We start from the raw sequence: 20170 nt of genomic DNA, 5'->3' as shown, positions 1-20170 counted from the left end.
ATTATAGCCGCCTTCTATCGGCATGCGACGGAAGCAAATTGAAAGGAAATTTTCTTGATATTCATTAGATACGTGGATATTTGGCAACGATTATTGGTAATGCTGCGTGGAAATTGCTTTACCAATGTCAGTCTTATTGCTAGGATTTCATGTAAGCTTGGATAATTGTCTCGTAAATAGCGGTTTTTAAAGAGAATTTACTCCAGGAAAGATAATGATTTGCACAACTTGCTTTGTGCAAATTGCAATAATGATGTAATCGTGAGGGGATATTCTTGGCTTTAGATCTGGCTTCATTGCTTGGCAGAAAAAATCCACCACTTTTTGGTTTGGATATAAGTTCTCTCGACATAAAACTTGTTGAGCTTTCGGAAGGAAGCAACAAGACCTATCGTCTTGAGCGCTATGCTTCCGAAGCGCTTCCCAAAGGGGCGGTGCTGGATGGCAACATCGAGAATATTGAGCAAGTAACCGAGGCGGTGCGCAAGCTTGTGAAGAAAAGCGGCACTTCGGCGAAAAACGTGGCAATGGCCATGCCTGCTTCTGCCGTCATTACCAAGAAAATCATACTTTCAGGCACTTTGTCCGAACAGGCACTTGAGGTTCAGGTTGAATCTGAAGCCAGTCAATATATTCCCTTCTCCATGGATGAGGTGAGTCTTGATTTCTGTGTGCTGGGCCCAGCCGCCAATGCGGAAGAAGATGTGGAAGTCATGCTGGCAGCGTCGCGCAAAGAAAAGATTGAAGACCGGGTGGCGATTGTCCAGGCGGGTGGTTTGACACCTAAAGTCATGGATATCGAATCTTATGCGGCACGGTCAGCCATTTCGCGTCTGATTGACCAGCAGGCGAATGAAGGCAAAGACCAGATTTTTGCGATTTTCCAAATAGGCTCAAAGCGTACCTATATTTTCATCATGCTCAATGGTGAAGTGATTTATGAGCGTGAGCAGCAATTCGGTGGCAGTCAGTTAACCCAGGACATCGTCAGAAATTATGGCTTGTCGATTGAAGAGGCTGAAGTCAAGAAGAAGAGTGGTGATCTGCCTGACAGCTATGAAATGGAGTTGCTTGAGCCTTTCCTGGAAAGTGCTGCGCTCGAAGTGACACGCGCCATCCAATTCTTTTTTACCTCTACACCTTTCACCCGCGTGGATCAAATCTTTTTGACAGGTGGCTGCGCAGTGATTCCGGGTCTGGTTGATATTATTGCTGAACGCACAAAAATTTCTACGGCAGTAGTCAGTCCGTTCAAGGGTATGGAGCTGGGATCTGGCGTCAATGAAAAAGCTTTGCGCATTGATGCCCCTGCTTATATGGTCGCTTGCGGTCTGGCCTTGCGGAGATTTGGCTGATGATAAAGATTAATCTCCTTCCTCACAGGGAAGAAAAGCGCAAACAGCTAAAGAACGACTTTTATTCATTATTGCTATTTTCCGCAATTGTCGGGGCCTTGATTGTGGTTGTTGTCGGTGCCTATTATGGACGCCAGTTGGCAGCACAGACCGAACGCAATGAATTCATCAAAAAAGAAAACGGCAAATTAGACGAGAAGATCATCGAAATTGCCAGTCTGAGACAAGAAATTGATGCTCTGAAAGCGCGTCAACAAGCGGTTGAAGATTTGCAGGGCGACAGGAACCAGCCTGTGTTCTTGCTTGACGAACTGGTCAAGCTGACGCCTGAAGGTGTGTATCTGCGTTCCTTGAAACAAGAGGGGCAAAGGATATTGTTGATTGGATTTGCCCAATCCCAGGACCGGGTTGCTGAATATATCCGCGACCTCGGTGCCAAATCGGATTGGATGTACAAACCTGAGCTGGTGAATATTCATTCAACGACCTTAGGTCAGGGACGGGATGCCAAGAAAGTGTTTGAATTTACGATCAATGTCGGAATTAAGCGGCCGCGGGAGAAGGAAGAGTCTGGATCGCAAGCCAGCGATGCTGGCAAAAAGAGTAAGTAAGCTTGGATTTGGACTTTTTAGCAATATTACGGAAAATTGTAAATGGCGATTAACCTGAATGAAATTGGCGATTCGATTGGCGCGCAATTTCGAGATTTAAATGGGCTGCATCCAGGCCTGTGGCCGATCGCGCCCAGAATAGCAACCGCAATTGGTGTGTTGTTACTGGTTTTAGGCCTTGGCTGGTATTTCCAGTGGAGTGGTCAAATCGAGGCGATCGATAATGGCGTGATAGAAGAAGGCAAGCTGAAGGCTGATTACAAACAAAAATTGACACAGGCAGTAAATCTTGAGGCACTGAAAGATCAAAGGAAGCTGGTGTTGCAGTACGTGGCGACGATGGAAAAGCAACTCCCGAGTCAGGCCGAAATGGCGGCTTTGCTGGCTGATATTAATCAGGCCGCTACTGGACGTGGTTTGCAGTTTGATTCATTTATACCAGGAACCGTGGTCGTCAAAGATTATTATGCCGAGTTGCCAATTTCAATCAAGATTTTCGGTAGCTACCATGATCTTGGGCAATTCGTTTCCGACATCGCCAAGCTGCCACGGATTGTGACCTTGAACAATTTAGGAATAAGCACAGTGAAAGAAGGCGGTCTTGCTTTGGAAGTAACGGCTAAAACTTTCCGTTATTTGAACAAGGATGAAGTAATGACGCAGGCAAACCTGAAAAAGGGGCCTAAGAAATGATGAAGATGATATTTAGATCCTCAGTTCTTTTGCTTGCAGTGACGTCATTATCAGCCTGTGGTGATAGTGAAGAAACCGAAATCCGCTCATGGATGGAAGCTGAAAGAAAAGAAATCAAAGTGATAGTACCCAAACTCAGTGAGCCTAAGGTCTATGTCCCCTTTTCTTATGATGCGAAAGGCAGCACTGAACCTTTCGACCCGGCAAAACTGCTGGTCGTGTTGGCTCGTCTGAAGGCGCAATCAGGGAATGGCGTTGATGCACCAGACCCTAACAGACGTCAGGATGCACTGGAGTCATTTCCTCTGGATATTCTAAAAATGGTTGGCACGATAGAGAAGAATAAAGTGGTCTATGCACTGGTGCAGGCAGATAAGACTGTCTATCAGGTAAAAGCCGGAACCTACATAGGTCAAAACACCGGGAAGATTACAAAAATTTCGGAGAACGAGATCGAAATTAAAGAAAAAGTTCTGGATGCCGCAGGTGATTGGACCGAGCGCGATGCCAAGTTAGAATTGCAGGAGAGTAAGAAATGAATGCGTTGATAAATACAAGTATAAGGGGCGCCGGAATGATTAAATTTATTTTATTGGGAATGCTGGGTTTATGCCAATTTGCATTTGCCCAGTCAAATTCCATTGAATCAGTGACTGCAAATCAGCAGGGTGCCAATATTATCGTCAGAGTAGGCATGAAATCCCCTTTGCTGAAAGCGCCTGTCGGGTTTTCTATCGCCAGTCCTGCAAGGATTGCACTGGATTTTGCGGATATCAGCAATGGTACTGGCAAGACTATCTTCGATATTAATATTGCGGATTTGCGCACCGTTAATGTCATCGAGGCGACCGGGCGCTCCAGGTTGGTACTGAATTTAAACAAGTCACTGAATTATGCGACAGCGATAGAGGGAAATAACCTGATCATCACGATAGATGGTTCTGGCGGCACGGCGACAGCAGTGAATTCCCAGGGCTTGCCGGCGGCACCGGAACCCATCGTAAGCGGCAAGAAAAATCTCAGGGATATCGATTTCCGTCGCGGCGTTGCTGGCGAAGGCCGTATTGTCGTCGATTTGCCTGTGAATCAGGTGGCGGTTGATATTCGTCAACAAGGTCAAAAAATCATCGTTGATTTCCTCAAGGTAGGCTTGCCAGAAGTTCTCAGGAAAACCGTGGATGTGGCTGATTTTGGTACGCCAGTGCAATCCATTACAACCACCGCAATTGGCGAAAATGTGCGGATGGTGATTGAGCCTACCGGTCTGTGGGAACATAGTGCTTATCAAAGCGATACGCAATTTGTTGTCGAAGTCAAACCGATCAAGGAAGACCCGAATAAACTGACACAAGGCACACAAGGCTACCGTGGCGAACGTCTGTCATTTAACTTCCAGAACATAGAAGTGCGTGCCATTTTGCAAATCATTGCAGAAGTCAGCAACCTCAATATTATTGCCAGTGACACCGTCAACGGCACGATAACCCTGCGTTTGAAAGATGTTCCTTGGGATCACGCACTGGACATCATCATGCAATCCAAAGGCTTGGACATGCGCAAGAATGGGTCCGTGATCTGGGTTGCCCCAAAAGATGAATTGCTGACTAAAGAAAAACTGGAACTTGAACAAAAGGCCCAAATCGCCGATCTGGAGCCAGTTAAAACAGAGTCATTCCAATTAAATTATCAAAAAGCAGAAGCTTTCAAACTGGTTTTCGGTGCGGATGGGTCAAGCACCAACCGCATCCTTTCCAAGCGCGGCAGTGCTGTGATTGAACCACGTACCAATCAATTGTTTGTGACTGATATCCCGTCAAAACTGGAAGAAATACGTAAACTGATTCAAAAAACCGATATTGCTTCGAGACAGGTATTGATTGAAGCCCGGATCGTTGAAGCGGATGATAAATTCAGCAAGAGCCTGGGTGCAAAATTGGGCTTTACCGATTTGCGTGGCTTGCGTGGTGGTGATGCCGGTTATCAGTTACAAGGTAATCAACGTGTAGCTTTAACAGGTAATTATCTGGGTGTGGGTGAACAAACGGGTCAGGCGAAAATCACGGATCAAAGTTTTATTCCTAACTCGCAGTTCATCAATCTGCCTGCAACAGGTATTAACGGTTTAAATCCGGGCAGTTTGGCAGTCAGTCTGTTCTCATCTGCCGCCAATCGTTTCCTGAATCTGGAGCTGTCGGCACTGGAAGCAGATGGTAAGGGCAAAATTATCTCCAGCCCACGTGTAGTAACGGCAGATCAGTTGAAAGCATCGATAGAGCAAGGTACAGAATTGCCGTATCAGGTAGCGACTTCAAGTGGTGCAACGTCAATTGTTTTCAGAACTGCGAGTTTGCGACTGGAAGTCACGCCGCAGATTACACCTGACGGTAATGTCATTCTTGATGTCAACGTACATAAAGACAGTGTCGGTATCGAAACCAGAGCTGGTTTTGCGATTGATAAAAAGGAAGTTAAAACCATGGTATTAGTGGAAAATGGCGGTACAGTTGTACTGGGTGGCATTTTCCAGCAGAATGAACGTGATAGCGTTACAAAAATACCATTTTTTGGCGACATTCCTTTATTCGGGAATTTATTTAAATCAACTGGGCGTACCAACGATAAAACTGAATTGTTGATATTTATTACGCCCAAAATTATTGCTGAGAAATTTAACAACAAGTAACAGTTGTTTCATCTGCAGTTACGATATGCAATGATTGGCATTTGGTTGATGTTGAATCCATTAATTTACGAATTTGATTAACTATAGGTGTTTCATGATGAAGTTTATTCGCGAAGTGTTCGCATTATTGCTGCTAGTCGGCCTTACTGCATGTGGTGGCGGTGGCGGGTCTCCTGGGAATACAAGTGGCGGTGCAGCATTATTTACGACTGCGCCAGCCCTGTTGACTATCGCACCAGGGGAAGTCCGTACCTATAATATTGGCGGCGGCGTCCCCTCTTACTTTGTAACTACTAGTTCGAGCGCTGCGTTTGTGAGTGTTAATGGAAGTGTACTAACAATTACTGGTGGCTCTGCTGGTGGAGGAAAAGCAACAATTTCTGTCAAGGATGGTGCTGGAACTGCCGTCTCAATCGATGTTACGGTTGGTACGGGAATTGATTTGTTCACTTCCGCCCCTGCAAGTGGCATTACTGTGCCAGTTGGCGGTACTTCGGCTGTATATACCATTGGTGGCGGCAGTTTGATATACAATGTAGTTAGTAATAATTTAACTATTGCTAGCGTAACACTGGTTAATAATACATTCGTAGTGAATGGTCTGGTTGGTGGCAAAACGACCGTAACTGTTAAAGACAGCCTTGGTAAAGTCACGGTTGATATTCCTGTTACCGTTGGTTCTAACGATCCCTTGTTTACTACTGCTTCGAATTCTGTCAATGTCGGTGTTGGTGCCGCTGCAACCTTCACTGTAGGGGGGGGCAATGGCCCTTATACCGTAGGTAGTAGTAACAATGCTGTAGGTACTGCGTCCATATCAGGTACCACTTTGACTATTACCGGTCTCTCAGTCGGCTCAACCAATGTGGTTGTTAGAGATGCTTCGCAAGGAATAGTGACAATTACTGTTACCGTTGGCTCTACCGCACAATTGTTTACATCCGCACCAACGGCGCTGGTTGTGCCTGTAGGTGGCAGTAGCCCTACATTTACAATAGGTGGCGGTAGTCAAATCTATACTGCCACTAGTGGAAATACTCAAATAGCTACTGTTGGTATTAATGGCAATAAATTCGTCATTTCAGGTGTTAGCCCTGGCAGTACGACTATCAATATCAAGGATAGTTTAGGTGCAAACGTGGCGATCAACCTGACAGTAGGATCGGGCGCTACCTTTTATACAACTGCGCCGAGTAGTATTACTGTTGCGGTCGGCGGCAGTAATAGTTTTATTGTAGGTGGCGGCACTGCTCCTTTTACCGCTACCAGCAGTAATACCAGCGTAGTGACAACCAGCGTTTCTGGAAATAACGTTGTGATCAATGGTCTGACGCCTGGCAGTGCGGTTGTCAGCTTGCGTGAAGCGGGTGGTGGTAGTCCTATTTCAATTAATGTGACTGTCGGTAGCGGTTCTGTAAACGGTGTGTTTACTACTGCGCCAGCCGCGATCACTATTGCTACTGGGGCATCACCTACTTACCAAATCGGTGGCGGCACTGCGCCGTATTCTGCGACAAGTAGTAACGTAGCAATCGCAACTGCATCGGTCACAGGTACTACCTTGACAATTACTGGCGTATCGACAGGTGCGGCAACGATTCTTGTCAAGGATTCGTCAGGCTCTCCAGTCACGATTAGTGTGAGTGTAGGTACGGGTACCTCGGTTGCCTTGTATACTTCCTCGCCCGCGACGCTCAATTTGACTATAGGTGCTTCACCGGTTTATACAATTGGTGGCGGTACTGGCCCATACACTGCGACTACTAGTGACGCAAGAATTGTTACTGCGGTGGTAAGCGGCTCGTCGCTGACTTTAACGGGTGTGGCTGCAGGTTCTGCAAACGTTTCGGTGGTGGATAGCGTAGGTGCAAGAGTGCCTATCAGCGTTAGCGTTATTGGTACAACTAGCGCGACATTGGCAGTTACCCCTAATGCAAGTACTGGTTATGTTGGCGATTTGCTGGCTTTCCGTATTGATGGTGGTGCAGCTCCTTACACTATTACCTCAAATAATCAGGCTATTGCCAGTGTAGCAAATGGCACGGTTGCGACTAGTGGTGGTATATTTAATGTTACTTTAGCAAAAATAGGGGCGACATCTCTGGTAATTGCAGACGCTTCGGGTAACACCAGTCTGGTGTCTATTACAGTTGTTGCTCCGGTGACGACCATGTCTATCAGTCCAAATGTTTTCAATATTAATGAAACTAATGTTGCAACAATTAATTTGAACATTACTGGCGGTAACGCACCGTTCCAAGTCTTCACCAGCAGCACATTGCTGTCTTCAGTTTCTGGCAGCAACCCTGATCCACTGAATCCTTTGAGTTTCAACGGTCGTGTGCTGAGCGTGGCATTGGGAACTCAAGGTACCCGTTGCGTGGCCGCTGATACAGCCGTGACAATTACTGTCAAGGATAGTCAGAACGTCACCGCAACAAGTACCATGACTATTAAAGATTTGAATGGCGGTGCCGGTTGCTGATGATCAGAGGTAGATTGATCTGAATCATTGCAATGCGTGTTGAAATAAGAAATAGTGTTGACAAATATATTCCTGGTAGGCCTGATGGGCTCCGGCAAAACTACGGTTGGCCGGGCCCTGGCGAAAAAACTTAATAAGCGATTCATAGATTCAGATCACGAAATCGAGGCCCGTACCGGTGTCTCGATTCCGGTGATTTTTGAAATTGAAGGCGAGGCCAGTTTTCGCCAGCGCGAGGCAGATGTCATTCGCGATCTGACTTCCCAGGAAAATATCGTATTAGCTACAGGTGGCGGTGCTGTCTTGAATGCAGAAAGTAGGAAATTTCTGCATGAACGCGGCACCGTTATTTATTTGCGCGCCGGTATACACAGCATTTTGCAACGTACCCGGAATGACAAGAACCGTCCCTTGTTGCGCACCAGTGACCCACGCAAGAAACTGGAAGAATTAGAATCCCAACGTGATCCCCTTTATAAGGAGGTCGCACATCTGGTTATCGAAACCGGACGCCCGAATGTACAATTTCTGGTGCAATCCATATTAGACAAATTGATACAGGATAAGCTGATCGATGGTCTGTCAGGTACAAAGCCAATCATGTCAGCAGAAAGCAATTCACCGAACAAAGTCCTGAATGTTGATCTGGGTGAACGTAGTTATCCGATTTCCATAGGCGCATCGTTATTGTCGGATGTTCATTTCCTGCAATCTCAAGTCAAGGGCAGGCATGTCCTGATTGTGACCAATACAGTGGTGGCGCCTTTATACTTGGCGACACTGGAAACCAGCCTGCGGGCAGCAGGTAAGCAAGTCATATCAGTGGTTTTGCCAGATGGCGAAGAACAAAAAAACTGGGCAGCGCTGATGTTGATTTTTGATGCCCTGCTCGAAAATAAATGCGATAGAAAAACCACCCTGGTGGCGCTTGGTGGTGGCGTGATCGGCGATATGACCGGCTTTGCTGCCTCGGCCTATATGCGCGGCGTACCCTTCGTACAGATACCCACCACCCTCCTGTCGCAAGTGGATTCTTCTGTCGGCGGCAAAACCGGCATCAACCATCCGCTGGGCAAGAACATGATAGGCGCGTTTTACCAGCCTCAAGCCGTGATTGCCGATATCAGCACCTTGCAAAGCCTGCCCGACAATGAATTGTCGGCCGGCCTGGCAGAAGTGATCAAGCACGGCGCCATTATTGACCCGGTTTTCTTTGACTGGATAGAAGCCAATATGAGCGCCTTGCGCGCCAAAGACAGCAATGCACTGACACATGCCATATTGCGCTCTTGTGAAATCAAGGCAGATATCGTGCGCCAGGATGAACGTGAAGGTGGCTTGCGCGCCATCCTTAATTTTGGCCACACTTTTGGACACGCGATTGAATCTGGCCTCGGCTATGGCAAATGGTTGCATGGTGAAGCAGTCGGTTGCGGCATGGTCATGGCAGCAGAATTATCCTGCCGTCTTGGCTATATTGATTATGTCTGCAAGACCCGTATCAAACAAGTTGTCGAAGCCGCAGGTTTGCCGACGCTGGCACCTGATCTGGGTGAAGACCGCTGGCTGGAACTGATGGAAGTCGATAAGAAAAATGAAGGCGGCAAGATCAAATTCATCTTGTTGAAACCGCTAGGCCAGGCAGTGATTACCTCCGTACCCAAAGAGATCCTGCTGGAAACCATACGTAGTTGCATCGCACACTAAAGCCATGTTTACCGACGCCCACCTCGGTCCCTATGCTGCTCAATCGGCTAATTCGCGAGGCCGGCGTTACGCTGAAGAAGCTTCCAGTTCCCGCAGTGAATATCAGCGCGACCGCGACCGCATCATACATTGCACCGCATTTCGCCGTCTCGAATATAAAACCCAGGTATTCGTCAATCACGAAGGTGACCTGTTTCGCAATCGCCTGACCCATAGTCTGGAAGTGGCGCAGATAGGCCGCTCGATTGCCCGCAACCTGAGACTCAATGAAGACCTGGTCGAAGCCATATCACTGGCGCATGACCTGGGCCACACCCCCTTTGGTCATGCTGGGCAGGATGCCCTCAATACCTGCATGAAGGCCTATGGCGGCTTCGAACATAATCTGCAAAGCCTGCGTGTAGTTGATCAGCTTGAAGAGCGCTATGGCGCTTTTGACGGCTTGAATCTGACATTTGAAACCCGCGAAGGCATACTCAAGCACTGTTCTATAAACAATGCCAGATTGCTGGGCGATGTTGGTCAGCGTTTTATCGACAAGAAACGACCGACGCTGGAAGCCCAGGTCACCAATCTGGCCGATGCCATTGCCTATAACAACCATGATATTGACGATGGCCTGCGCTCTGGCTTGTTACAGGAAGCGCAGTTGCTGGAAGTGGATATCTATGCACGGCATCGCGCCGTTGTCGATGCCACATATCCCGGCATCAGTGGCCGCCGTGCCATTGCCGAAACCATACGTCGTATGATCAATACTCTCATCGTCGATTTGATCCAGACTTCAGGGCAAAAGATCAAGGAATGCGCGCCCACATCAGTTGACGACGTGCGTCATATGGAAAGAATGATTGCCTTTTCTGATGCCATGTTTCAAGAGGCGCAGGCACTCAAGCAGTTTTTGTTTGAAAATCTGTACCGGCATTATCAGGTCAACCGCATGACTTTCAAGGCCAGGCGCACGATCACTGAATTATTCGACGCCATGATCGCAGAACCGAATTTGCTACCGCCTGATTACCAGCTTGCTCAAGGTGAAAGTGATGATCAGCGCATGCCCTTGCAAGTCAGAAAAATTGCCGACTACATCGCCGGCATGACAGATCGCTACGCCATGCGCGAACACCGCCGCCTGTACATGGTGGATGAAATTTAAATTCTGTTTTTCATTTCTGCTTTTAATGTCTGATATCCCCAGGTTTCACTTAATTTAACGTCATCACCCTGCCCATGCAGACCCATGGCGGCATAGAATATCATTTATTTTTCTGGTGAAAATATGACATTCATTTCTACTATGTTTGCCCGTGTGGCAGTGACCGGCATCCTGGCGATCAGCACCAGTGCTTATGCCATTTCTTTTTCCGACCTCAGCAACCAGGATGCCAGTACCGGCTTGAGGGCTGCTCTCGACAAAGGTTCTGTCGCAGCCGTGGGTAAACTGGGTGTCGAAAATGGATTCCTGAATAATGACAAGGTCAAAATTCAATTACCGTCGATACTGGAAAAAGCCCGTCCGATTTTGCAGATGACCGGTAAAGGACAACAGCTGGATGAATTGATCGTTTCCATGAATCGCGCGGCAGAAGCGGCAGTACCCATGGCAAAGCCCCTGCTGATCGATGCGGTGAAATCCATGAGCCTGACTGATGCCAAGAATATTTTGACCGGTGGTGACACCTCGGTGACAGATTTCTTTAAAGAAAAAACCGCGACACCTTTAGGCGCAAAATTTCTACCCATGGTCAAGGGCGTGACGGATAAAGCAGGCTTGTCTGCCAAATACAATGCCATCATGGGGCAGGCGCAGAAATTCGGCGCAGTTTCCCAGCAAGAAGCAACGGTTGAAGGCTATGTCACGCAGCGCGCGCTGGATGGCCTGTACCTGATGATAGCCGAAGAAGAAAAAGCCATACGCAAGGACCCGCTTGGTGCTGGCAGCAAAGCCATCAGCAAGGTATTCAGTTTGTTGAAATAGATGATTTCCAGATGTTGTTTTTCTTGTACATCGTTGAATGATTTCGCATTGATGAAAGAAATTCACCTGATGACAGGAAGAAATTTCAATCCGCAACATGGCAAGACTGAGTCTGTTTCAGAATTGATAAAAATGCCTGAAACCCTTACCCCATAAGGCCTGGCACAGAGTTGCCCAAATTTTAACCGGCAATTCATGGGCGTTTTGCGTAGTATTACTTAAGTAGCGCTGCTTGCAACGTCCTCGTCATTTCCTGTTAATTTAGCGAGGTAATTCATTAATTCATTTTTTTGAAGTACCAACCAAAAAAAATCAGGAGACCAAAATGTCATACAAAATCAAAACTCTCGTCGCTTCCGCGCTATTGAGCTGGGTTGCTGTGAGCAATGCAGCAGAACCTATCAAGATTGGTGTCGCAGGCCCGTTCACTGGTGGCTCTGCACCGATGGGTGTCTCAATGCGTGACGGCGTCAGACTGGCTGTCAGCGAAATCAACGCCAAAGGCGGTGTGCTGGGTCGCCAGTTGCAATTGGTAGAACGCGACGATGAGGCAAAAAATGAGCGCGGTGTGCAAGTCGCCCAAGAATTGATCAATAAAGAGAAAGTCTCTGCGACGGTCGGCTACATCAATACAGGCGTGGCGCTGGCATCACAGCGCTTTTACCAAGAAGCCAAAATCCCCGTCCTGAATAATGTTGCGACAGGCAGCGTGGTCACCAAGCAATTTGTCGCGCCAGAACACAAAGACAACTACATCTTCCGTACCGCTGCCAGCGACACGATACAGTCAGCAATGATCGTTGACGAGGCTGTTACCAAAAACAAATTCACTAAAGTCGCCATCCTTGCCGACTCCACCAATTACGGCCAGCTTGGTCGTGAAGATCTGGAAAAAGTTCTCAACGCCAAAGGCATCAAGCCAGTCGCGGTAGAAAAATTCAATATCAAGGATGTTGATATGACTGCCCAGCTGTTGAAGGCCAAGCAGGGCGGTGCGCAAGTCATTCTGACTTACGGCATCGGCCCTGAACTGGCACAGATCGCCAACGGCATGGAAAAACTGGGCTGGAAAGTACCGATGATAGGCAGCTGGACGCTGTCCATGGGTAACTTCCTCGACAACGCCGGCAAGAATGGTGATGGCGCGATGATGCCACAAACCTTTATCCAGGACCCCAATACGCCTAAACGCAAAGCCTTCATCGAAGCCTATCAAAAAGCGTACAAACTGGAACGCATGCCTTCCGCTGTTTCAGCAGCACAAGGCTATGATTCCATTTATCTGCTGGCTGCCGCGTTCAAACAGGCAGGTAGCACAGACGGTGTCAAAGTGCGTGAAGCGCTGGAAAACCTGAACGAAAAAGTGGAAGGTGTCGTCACGACGTACAACAAACCTTTCACGCACGACGATCATGAAGCCATCAAACCTGGCACCCCAGTCATGGGTGAAGCCAAAGGTGGTCATATCGTTCTCGCCAAATAATCAGGCGAATTCACGCTTGCCATCTGGTCAGCCGCCTTCCAGCGGCTGGCCTTCTTACAGATAGGCATGGCCTTTCTTGCTGATCGCCTGCATCAGCAAGCTGGCTGGCTGCACTCTCATGGGTGAAAAAAATGGAAATCTTACTTCAGCTCGTCTTCAGTGGCATTGCCCTGGGGATGATCTATGCCGTCATCGCTTTCGGTTATCAACTGACGTTTGCCACATCGGGCACACTTAATTTCGGTCAGGGCGAAGCCTTGATGCTGGGTGCGCTGGTGGGGCTTAGCATCGTTGGAAACGTGCATGGCGGCCCGTACATGAATTACTGGCTGATGATACCGCTGGTACTGATCTTTGGTGCCCTGCAAGGCATGGTCGTGGAATGGATAGGCGTACGTCCGGCTATCAAGATCAAATCTGAATTTGGCTGGATCATGTCCACCATCGCACTGGCGATTATTTTTAAAAATGTCGCTGAAAATATCTGGGGAAAAGATGATCTGACTTTCCCTTCTCCATTATCCGCTGCGCCATTCCAGATCTTTGGTGCCAATGTACAGGCCATGCAAGTAGTGGTGGTGCTGGGTGCCCTGGCGATGATGCTGGCAGTCGAGTTTTTCAACCGCAAATCCATCTACGGCAAAGCCGTTGTTGCCACCTCCAATGACCGCGATGCGGCGGGCCTGATGGGTATTAACACCAGTATGGTCATCACCTTTTCCTACGCCCTGTCTTCAGCAACAGCCGCCTTCGCAGGTGTACTGGTCGCGCCGCTGACGCTGACCGGTGCCACCATGGGATCGGCCCTGGGTTTGAAGGCCTTTGCCGTGGCGATTATCGGTGGCCTGACTTCAGGTGTCGGTGCCATCGTTGGTGGCTTGATACTGGGTGTGGCTGAAACGCTGACAGGCTTTTATATTTCTACCGGCTACAAGGAAGTGCCAGGCCTGGTATTGCTGTTGCTGGTGTTGGCCGTAAAACCTGCCGGTTTGTTTGGCAAAGCTGCCATCAAGAAGGTGTAAGGCGAAATCATGGACAAGAAAACCTTATCTCTCTCTGTCGTGGGTATTGCTGCACTGGCACTATTGCCGGTCTTCATGCATAACCCGTATTACCTGCATCTGGCAGAAACCATATTGATCTATGCGATTCTGCTGTTTGGCCTCGACATCGTCGTGGGCTATACAGGGCAGGTGTCCCTCGGCCATGCCGGCCTGTTTGGTATTGGTTCCTACACCACGGGTGTGCTGGTATTCAAACTGGGCATGTCTATCTTTGTTGCCGTTCCATGCAGCATCGTGGTGACAGCCTTGTTTGGCGCCTTACTGGCTTTGCCCGCCTTGCGCGTCACCGGCCCCTACCTGGCGATGGTGACCCTGGCCTTCGGTACCATCATCCAGATTCTCATCAACGAGATGACTTTTCTGACCGAAGGGCCAATGGGCATCAAGGTTGCCAAGCCCATCCTGTTCGGCCAGAAACTCAATGAGGTAGGTTATTTCTACGTCGTTGCGGTCATGATGGTATTGGCGCTGATAGTCGTTCACCGCATCCTGCGTTCCCACCTCGGGCGTGCATTCCAGGCCTTGCGCGACAGCCCGATTGCTTCTGATTGCATGGGTGTGTCGGTATATCGCTACAAAGTCATCGCCTTCGTCATCAGCGCTGCGCTGGCAGGTCTGGCGGGCAGTTTGTATTCCTATTCTGAAGAATACATTTCACCCAATACCTATAACTTCGAACTGACCATCATGTTCTTGCTGGCAGTGATCATGGGTGGGCGAAAAACGCGCAGCGGTTCTTTGCTGGGTGCACTGATCGTGGTCATGTTGCCTTCATTGCTGGCAGACATAGAACTGTTCCGTAAAATCGCCACGGTAGCCGCGGTTGTTGCATTCATCGCAGGTGGTTTTGCCGTTAGCAGCAAGCGTAAGACAATGAAGGAAATGCTGGTGCCGGTAGGTGCCACGGTGGCCATGGCCCTGTTTTCCTACAAGCTGGAAAACATCACCGACTGGCGCCTCACCATCTTTGGCCTGATGACCCTGTTTGTCGTGTATTACCTGCAAGACGGCATTGTCGGTTTCATTAACAGTGTGATGGGCAAGGCACAGACACGTGTTGTCGTGGATCAGCTTGCTGTGCATGCCAGTGATGAGACTGCCATTGTCAAAGCCAGCGATGCCAGGGTAGGGGTCTTACTGAGCGCCAGGAAATTGCTGATGCAATTCGGTGGCCTGAAAGCTTTGAACCAGGTGGATTTGCAAATCACCAAGGGCACGGTACATGGCCTGATCGGCCCCAATGGTTCAGGTAAAAGTACCATGATGAACGTGCTGACAGGCATCTACCAGCCAACTGATGGGGTGGTCGAATTTGGCGGCAAAGTCATTTCCGGCAGTACACCATCGGCCATTGCGCTGGGCGGTGTTGCACGCACGTTTCAGAATGTGCAGTTGTTTGGCGAAATGACGGCAACTGAAAACATCCTGGTGGGGTTGCATAATACTTTCCGCAGCAATGTCCTCGATGTGATGTTGCATACGCCAAGATACTTGCGCGAAGAAAGACTGGCGAGGGAGAGGGCGGCCAGCATACTCCATTTCGTTGGCCTGGCCGACCTGGCGAATGAAGAAGCGCGTAATCTGCCTTACGGCAAACAGCGCCTGCTCGAAATTGGCCGCGCCCTGGGTCTCAACCCGCAATTGCTGTTGCTGGATGAGCCGGCAGCAGGCCTGACTGCGCCGGATATCAAAGACCTCATTGCCATCATCCGCAAGATACGTGAACACGGCATCACCATCATCCTGATTGAGCATCATATGGATGTGGTCATGTCCATTTGCGATACGGTGACCGTGCTTGATTTCGGGCAGAAAATTGCGGAAGGCAAACCTGCTGCGGTGCAGGCAGACCCTAAAGTCATTGAAGCCTATCTGGGCGGCAGTGTTGCCGATGCATCAGACGTTGTCGCGGCTTAAGGAGAAAACCATGTTAAGTATTTCAAATCTGCATGCGGCTTATGGCAAGGTCGAAGTCCTGCACGGTATTTCTCTTGAAGTCCCGAAGGGAAAAGTGGTAACACTGATCGGCTCTAACGGTGCGGGTAAAACCACGACCATGCGGGCGATTTCCGGCATGTTGAAACCCAAGCAAGGCAAGGTCACCCTGGCAGGAAAAGATGTGACCGGCCTCGATTCACACAAGATAGCAAGGGCCGGGCTTGCCCATTCGCCTGAAGGCCGGCGCGTGTTTGCCACCATGTCTGTCACGGATAATCTTTTGCTCGGTGCTTTCCCGCGCTTTACCCGCAGTCGCCCGCGCGGTGATATTGAAAGTGATCTGCAAAAAGCGATGGACTTGTTCCCGCGCCTGAAAGAACGCAAGAACCAGCTTGCCGGTACCTTGTCTGGTGGTGAGCAGCAAATGCTAGCCATGGCACGCGCTGTCATGCTGAACCCGGATGTGGTGTTGCTGGACGAACCTTCCATGGGCCTCGCACCTATCCTGGTCGATGAAGTATTTCGCATCATTGTCCGGCTGAAAGAGCAGGGCACGACCATGCTGCTGGTAGAGCAGTTTGCCGCTGCTGCCCTGGCCGTGGCGGATTACGGCTATGTACTTGAAAACGGCAAGATATCAGTACACGGCCCCGCTGCCAGCCTGCAAAATGATCCTGCGGTCAAAGCCGCTTATCTGGGGGGCGGCGCGCAACATTGATGCATGATTCTTCTACAGATAAAAAAACGGGGACAGCATGCTGTCCCCTTTTTTTTGACGGCGGTATGAATGTCTGTATTGCCTGTATTGCCGGTATGGCTACCTAGCCAGCCAGATGACGCAAAGGGTGCGCATGTGCTGGCCATACCTCAGCAAAGAAACCGGCTATCTGTTCTGCACTGACTTCTACCAATGTTGCTGGCGACCAGCGTGGCGTATTGTCTTTGTCTACCACCAGAGCGCGTATGCCTTCCAGTACCTCACCATGTTTGAAACAATGGCGTACCATATTTCTTTCCATGCGCAGGCAGTCAGAGACTGACATGGCAGCACTGCGGCGCAACTGCTCCAGCGTGACTGACATCAGCAAGGGAGAGCGCTTCTGCATCACCGCCAGGGTCTGTTGTGCAAATTCGGCATTATTTTCTTGCAGCTTTTCGCAGATGGCCTTAACGCTATTACCATTGAAATCCTGGTCTATCACATCTCTCTGTATTGCCAGTTTGCTGTTCTCTGGCTGTATTTGTGCTGTGAACGGTGCAGCAAATTCACGTATGGCCACACGTATATCCGCGGCATCTGTCTGCTCCAGCAAACCCAGTAAAGCCGGTATCCCGGATGTCGGTACAAAGACATCTGCCAGATCAGCGTATAAGGCATCAGCTGCCGTAATGATTTCACCTGACAATCCCAGATAGGTGCCCAGCTCGCCCGGGGCCTGCGACAGGAAATAACCCCCGCCAACATCCGGGAACAGGCCGATATTCACTTCCGGCATGGCCATCTTGGTGCGTTCGGTGACGATGCGCAGACGGCAGTCTTCACCCGCCTGGGCGATGCCCATGCCACCACCCATGACCACGCCATTCATCAGGGCGATATAGGGTTTTGGGTAAAAATGAATCAAATGATTTAAAGCGTATTCTTCAGTGAAAAAATCTTCCAGCAGGGCAGAATCACCCTTGGGTGTTGCCGTGCCCACATCATAAAAGAAACGGATATCGCCACCGGCGCAAAAAGCCTTTTCGCTGCTGCTATGAATAAACACCGCACGTACGCTGGCGTCGTTTTGCCATGCCAGCAGGGTCGTGGTCAGCGCCCGCACCATGTCCAGCGATAGCGAGTTCAGCGCCTTGGGTCTGTCGAGTGTGATGAAGCCTATATGGTTCTTGACGGAAGTGAGTACAAATTCGCTCATGGTGATTCGCTATGCAGGGTAAGGGACGAAGCTGTTATTCTAACTTTGCAGGCAGTGCACGTCACTAGATGTATAAGCATATGCAGAAATAGCGCAAAGAAATTTTCTGATTGTGCGAATGCGACGGATTGTCTGGCGCTAATCAATGACTCAGTCAACATGAATAATGTATATAAATGATGACTTTGCCATGCTTGGTGACGGCTCAACGATGAGTCAATAAAGCATCAATAAGGTCTCAAGAAAACAAAAAGGACGCCTTTCGCGTCCTTGTTTTGGATGCCATCAGCCCGATCAGGGCTATGGCTTACACGTCTTGGGCTGACGCCGGATCAGGTATGTGCTTGATCGCATCGTGCTGGTGACTTTGTATTTTATCTTTATGTTTGATGACCTGGCGATCGAGTTTATCGACCAGCGTATCAATCGCTGCATAGAGATCGTGTGCCAGACTTTCAACATGGATATCTTTACCGCTGATATGCAAATTAATGTCTGCTTTGTGCCTTTTTTCCTTTTCCCGGAGCTTGTCCACCGTCAGGATGACGGCGATATCAATGACCTGGTCGAAATGCCGCCTGATGCGCTCTAACTTGGTATGTACATATTCACGAATTGCAGGAGTTACTTCGACGTGATGTCCACTGATTGTGAGATTCATACTGTGCTCCTATAGTGATGTTGCTTGCCATTACGAAAAGCTCTTTGCGTTCAAATAACATTGAGCTAAATCATATATAGCAATTCAAACCGTGATTACAAGGACTACTTACAAAGATTTACGCAGGCTCACTGGGGGGATTTTGAGGGCTTCACGGTATTTGGCAACTGTCCGTCGGGCAATTACCATGCCCTGTTCACCCAGCATGTCTGCAATTTTGCTATCAGAGAGTGGGCTTTTCTGGTCTTCTGCTCCTATCAATTGCTTGATGAGTGCCCGTATCGCGGTGGAAGATGCTTCTCCCCCTGTTTCCGTCGCGACGTGGCTGCCGAAAAAATACTTCAACTCAAACATGCCATGTGGGGTCAGCATGTATTTTTGGGTTGTTACACGTGAGATAGTGCTCTCGTGTAATCCTAGTGTATCAGCAATTTCGCGCAAAACAAGGGGGCGCATGGCAACTGCACCGTGGGTGAAAAAGTTACGTTGTCTTTCAACTATCGCTTGTGCAACGCGCAAAATGGTATCAAAACGTTGCCGCATGTTCTTGATGAGCCAGCGCGCTTCCTGCAATTGTGAACCAAGTCCACTTTCACCGCGGTTTTGTTTCATGATGTTGGCGTACATGCTGCTGACGCGCAACTTTGGCATTACATCCTGATTCAAGAGCACCTGCCAGCCATTCCCTGACTTTCTGACGATGACATCGGGCACGACATAGTCTGAATCATCGGCAGTAAAGGCGATACCTGGCCGGGGTTTGCATTGCCTGATGACAGTTTGTGCATCGCGCAAATCTTCATCATCGCAGTCCAGTATTTTCTTTAATTTCGTGAAATCCCGTTGTGCAAATAAAGTGAGTTGTGTCTCAACAATATTTAGTGCAAGGCGGCGTGTCACGAAAGCAATCCTGGGCAGGCGCCTGATTTGCAAGGCCAGGCACTCTGCCGGGCTGCGCGCACCCACACCTGCCGGGTCAAAGCTTTGCAGCATGTTGAGCGCGAAGGCCAGCTCTTCCGGTTCTATGCACAATTCCAATGGCAAACTGGCATGGATTTCATCCAGGGTTTCAGTCAGATAACCATTGCTGTCGAGTGCATCGATCATCAGCTCTACCAGCGCACGGTCGCGTGGCTCGCGCAGGTTCAGGCGCATTTGCTCCAGCAGGTGTTCGCGCAAGGTAGTTTGCGCTGCGCCCAGTTGTGGGCGGCCATCTTCATCATCGCTGGCTGCTGCGCCATGGTGACCATCATCGAAGCTCCAGTCGTCTTCATTGGTGCTCATGGTGTCATTGCTGGCAGGGGCTTCAGCTTCCTGGTTTTGCTCTGTGCTTGCGGCTGCTTCTTCGCGTATGGCTGGCGCTTCCATGCCGGCATCCGCGGCACTGCTGCTGGTGTTGATGGCACCATCGGCCAACAGACGTACAGCATGGTCAAGCGGGTCATCGACACGCTCAAGCAAGGGGTTTTCTGTCAGCAGGGTTTCCAGTTCCTGATGTAATTCCAAAGTGGAGAGCTGCAATAACCGTATCGATTGTTGCAGTTGGGGCGTTAATGCCAGATGCTGGGAAGTACGTAGTTGCAGGCTTTGTTTCAT

General features: G+C 49.2%; 16 protein-coding genes. 13 read left to right on the top strand and 3 right to left on the bottom strand.

All coding sequences use genetic code 11. The annotated features are described in order from the left end of the window. The first annotated feature begins 275 nt into the window (after window positions 1-275). The 13 genes from ACO0LH_RS03295 to ACO0LH_RS03235 all read left to right on the top strand — a co-directional run bounded on the left by ACO0LH_RS03295 (window position 276) and on the right by ACO0LH_RS03235 (window position 16715). Window positions 276-1355 carry a pilus assembly protein PilM gene (locus ACO0LH_RS03295; RefSeq protein WP_422939621.1) on the top strand — a complete coding sequence of 360 codons (1080 nt, stop codon included), beginning with the start codon at window positions 276-278 and terminating at the stop codon, window positions 1353-1355. After that, window positions 1355-1966: a PilN domain-containing protein gene (locus tag ACO0LH_RS03290; RefSeq protein WP_422939620.1), complete on the top strand. Its 612-nt coding sequence runs from the start codon at window positions 1355-1357 to the stop codon at window positions 1964-1966. The genes ACO0LH_RS03295 and ACO0LH_RS03290 overlap by 1 nt, the downstream gene beginning before the upstream one ends. Window positions 1967-2008: 42 nt before the next feature. Next, window positions 2009-2659 carry a type 4a pilus biogenesis protein PilO gene (locus tag ACO0LH_RS03285; RefSeq protein ID WP_422939619.1) on the top strand — a complete coding sequence of 217 codons (651 nt, stop codon included), beginning with the start codon at window positions 2009-2011 and terminating at the stop codon, window positions 2657-2659. Then, on the top strand, window positions 2656-3198 hold the full coding sequence (locus ACO0LH_RS03280; protein ID WP_422939618.1) for a pilus assembly protein PilP: 543 nt from the start codon (window positions 2656-2658) through the stop codon (window positions 3196-3198). Before ACO0LH_RS03285 ends, ACO0LH_RS03280 begins: the two co-directional genes overlap by 4 nt. 35 nt (window positions 3199-3233) lie before the next feature. Continuing rightward, window positions 3234-5342 carry a type IV pilus secretin PilQ gene (gene pilQ / locus ACO0LH_RS03275; RefSeq protein WP_422939617.1) on the top strand — a complete coding sequence of 703 codons (2109 nt, stop codon included), beginning with the start codon at window positions 3234-3236 and terminating at the stop codon, window positions 5340-5342. A 94-nt stretch (window positions 5343-5436) separates the two neighbouring features. Then, on the top strand, window positions 5437-7827 hold the full coding sequence (locus ACO0LH_RS03270; RefSeq protein WP_422939616.1) for a beta strand repeat-containing protein: 2391 nt from the start codon (window positions 5437-5439) through the stop codon (window positions 7825-7827). Between the two features lie 84 nt (window positions 7828-7911). Then, window positions 7912-9534: a bifunctional shikimate kinase/3-dehydroquinate synthase AroKB gene (gene aroKB, locus ACO0LH_RS03265; RefSeq protein WP_422940557.1), complete on the top strand. Its 1623-nt coding sequence runs from the start codon at window positions 7912-7914 to the stop codon at window positions 9532-9534. Window positions 9535-9538: 4 nt separating this feature from the next. Then, on the top strand, window positions 9539-10690 hold the full coding sequence (locus ACO0LH_RS03260; RefSeq protein WP_422939615.1) for a deoxyguanosinetriphosphate triphosphohydrolase: 1152 nt from the start codon (window positions 9539-9541) through the stop codon (window positions 10688-10690). Between the two features lie 123 nt (window positions 10691-10813). Further along, on the top strand, window positions 10814-11512 hold the full coding sequence (locus ACO0LH_RS03255) for a DUF4197 domain-containing protein (protein WP_422939614.1): 699 nt from the start codon (window positions 10814-10816) through the stop codon (window positions 11510-11512). Between the two features lie 325 nt (window positions 11513-11837). Further along, complete coding sequence (locus tag ACO0LH_RS03250; RefSeq protein WP_422939613.1) at window positions 11838-12995, top strand: ABC transporter substrate-binding protein; 1158 nt, start codon at window positions 11838-11840, stop codon at window positions 12993-12995. A 131-nt stretch (window positions 12996-13126) separates the two neighbouring features. Continuing rightward, window positions 13127-14017 carry a branched-chain amino acid ABC transporter permease gene (locus tag ACO0LH_RS03245; protein ID WP_422939612.1) on the top strand — a complete coding sequence of 297 codons (891 nt, stop codon included), beginning with the start codon at window positions 13127-13129 and terminating at the stop codon, window positions 14015-14017. 9 nt (window positions 14018-14026) lie between these two features. Then, the gene (locus ACO0LH_RS03240) at window positions 14027-15976 is read left to right on the top strand and encodes an ABC transporter permease subunit (protein ID WP_422939611.1); all 1950 of its coding nucleotides are present in this window, start codon (window positions 14027-14029) and stop codon (window positions 15974-15976) included. 10 nt (window positions 15977-15986) lie between these two features. Next, window positions 15987-16715 (top strand): ABC transporter ATP-binding protein, encoded by a 729-nt coding sequence (locus ACO0LH_RS03235; protein ID WP_422939610.1) that lies wholly within the window; start codon window positions 15987-15989, stop codon window positions 16713-16715. A gap of 103 nt (window positions 16716-16818) precedes the next feature. On the opposite strand, the gene ACO0LH_RS03230 is transcribed toward ACO0LH_RS03235, so the two are convergent. The 3 genes from ACO0LH_RS03230 to ACO0LH_RS03220 all read right to left on the bottom strand — a co-directional run bounded on the left by ACO0LH_RS03230 (window position 16819) and on the right by ACO0LH_RS03220 (window position 20170). Continuing rightward, a complete protein-coding gene (locus ACO0LH_RS03230) occupies window positions 16819-17913 on the bottom strand; it encodes an enoyl-CoA hydratase/isomerase family protein (protein WP_422939609.1) in 1095 nt (364 codons plus the stop codon). A 307-nt stretch (window positions 17914-18220) separates the two neighbouring features. Beyond that, window positions 18221-18574, bottom strand: a complete 354-nt coding sequence (gene hpf / locus ACO0LH_RS03225; RefSeq protein ID WP_422939608.1) for a ribosome hibernation-promoting factor, HPF/YfiA family — start codon at window positions 18572-18574, stop codon at window positions 18221-18223. 108 nt (window positions 18575-18682) lie between these two features. Continuing rightward, window positions 18683-20170: an RNA polymerase factor sigma-54 gene (locus ACO0LH_RS03220; protein ID WP_422939607.1), complete on the bottom strand. Its 1488-nt coding sequence runs from the start codon at window positions 20168-20170 to the stop codon at window positions 18683-18685.

The sequence above is a fragment of the Undibacterium sp. TJN19 genome (assembly GCF_049339485.1).
Classification (GTDB): Bacteria; Pseudomonadota; Gammaproteobacteria; order Burkholderiales; family Burkholderiaceae_D; genus Undibacterium.
This window is presented reverse-complemented; position numbering and strand designations above follow the sequence as displayed.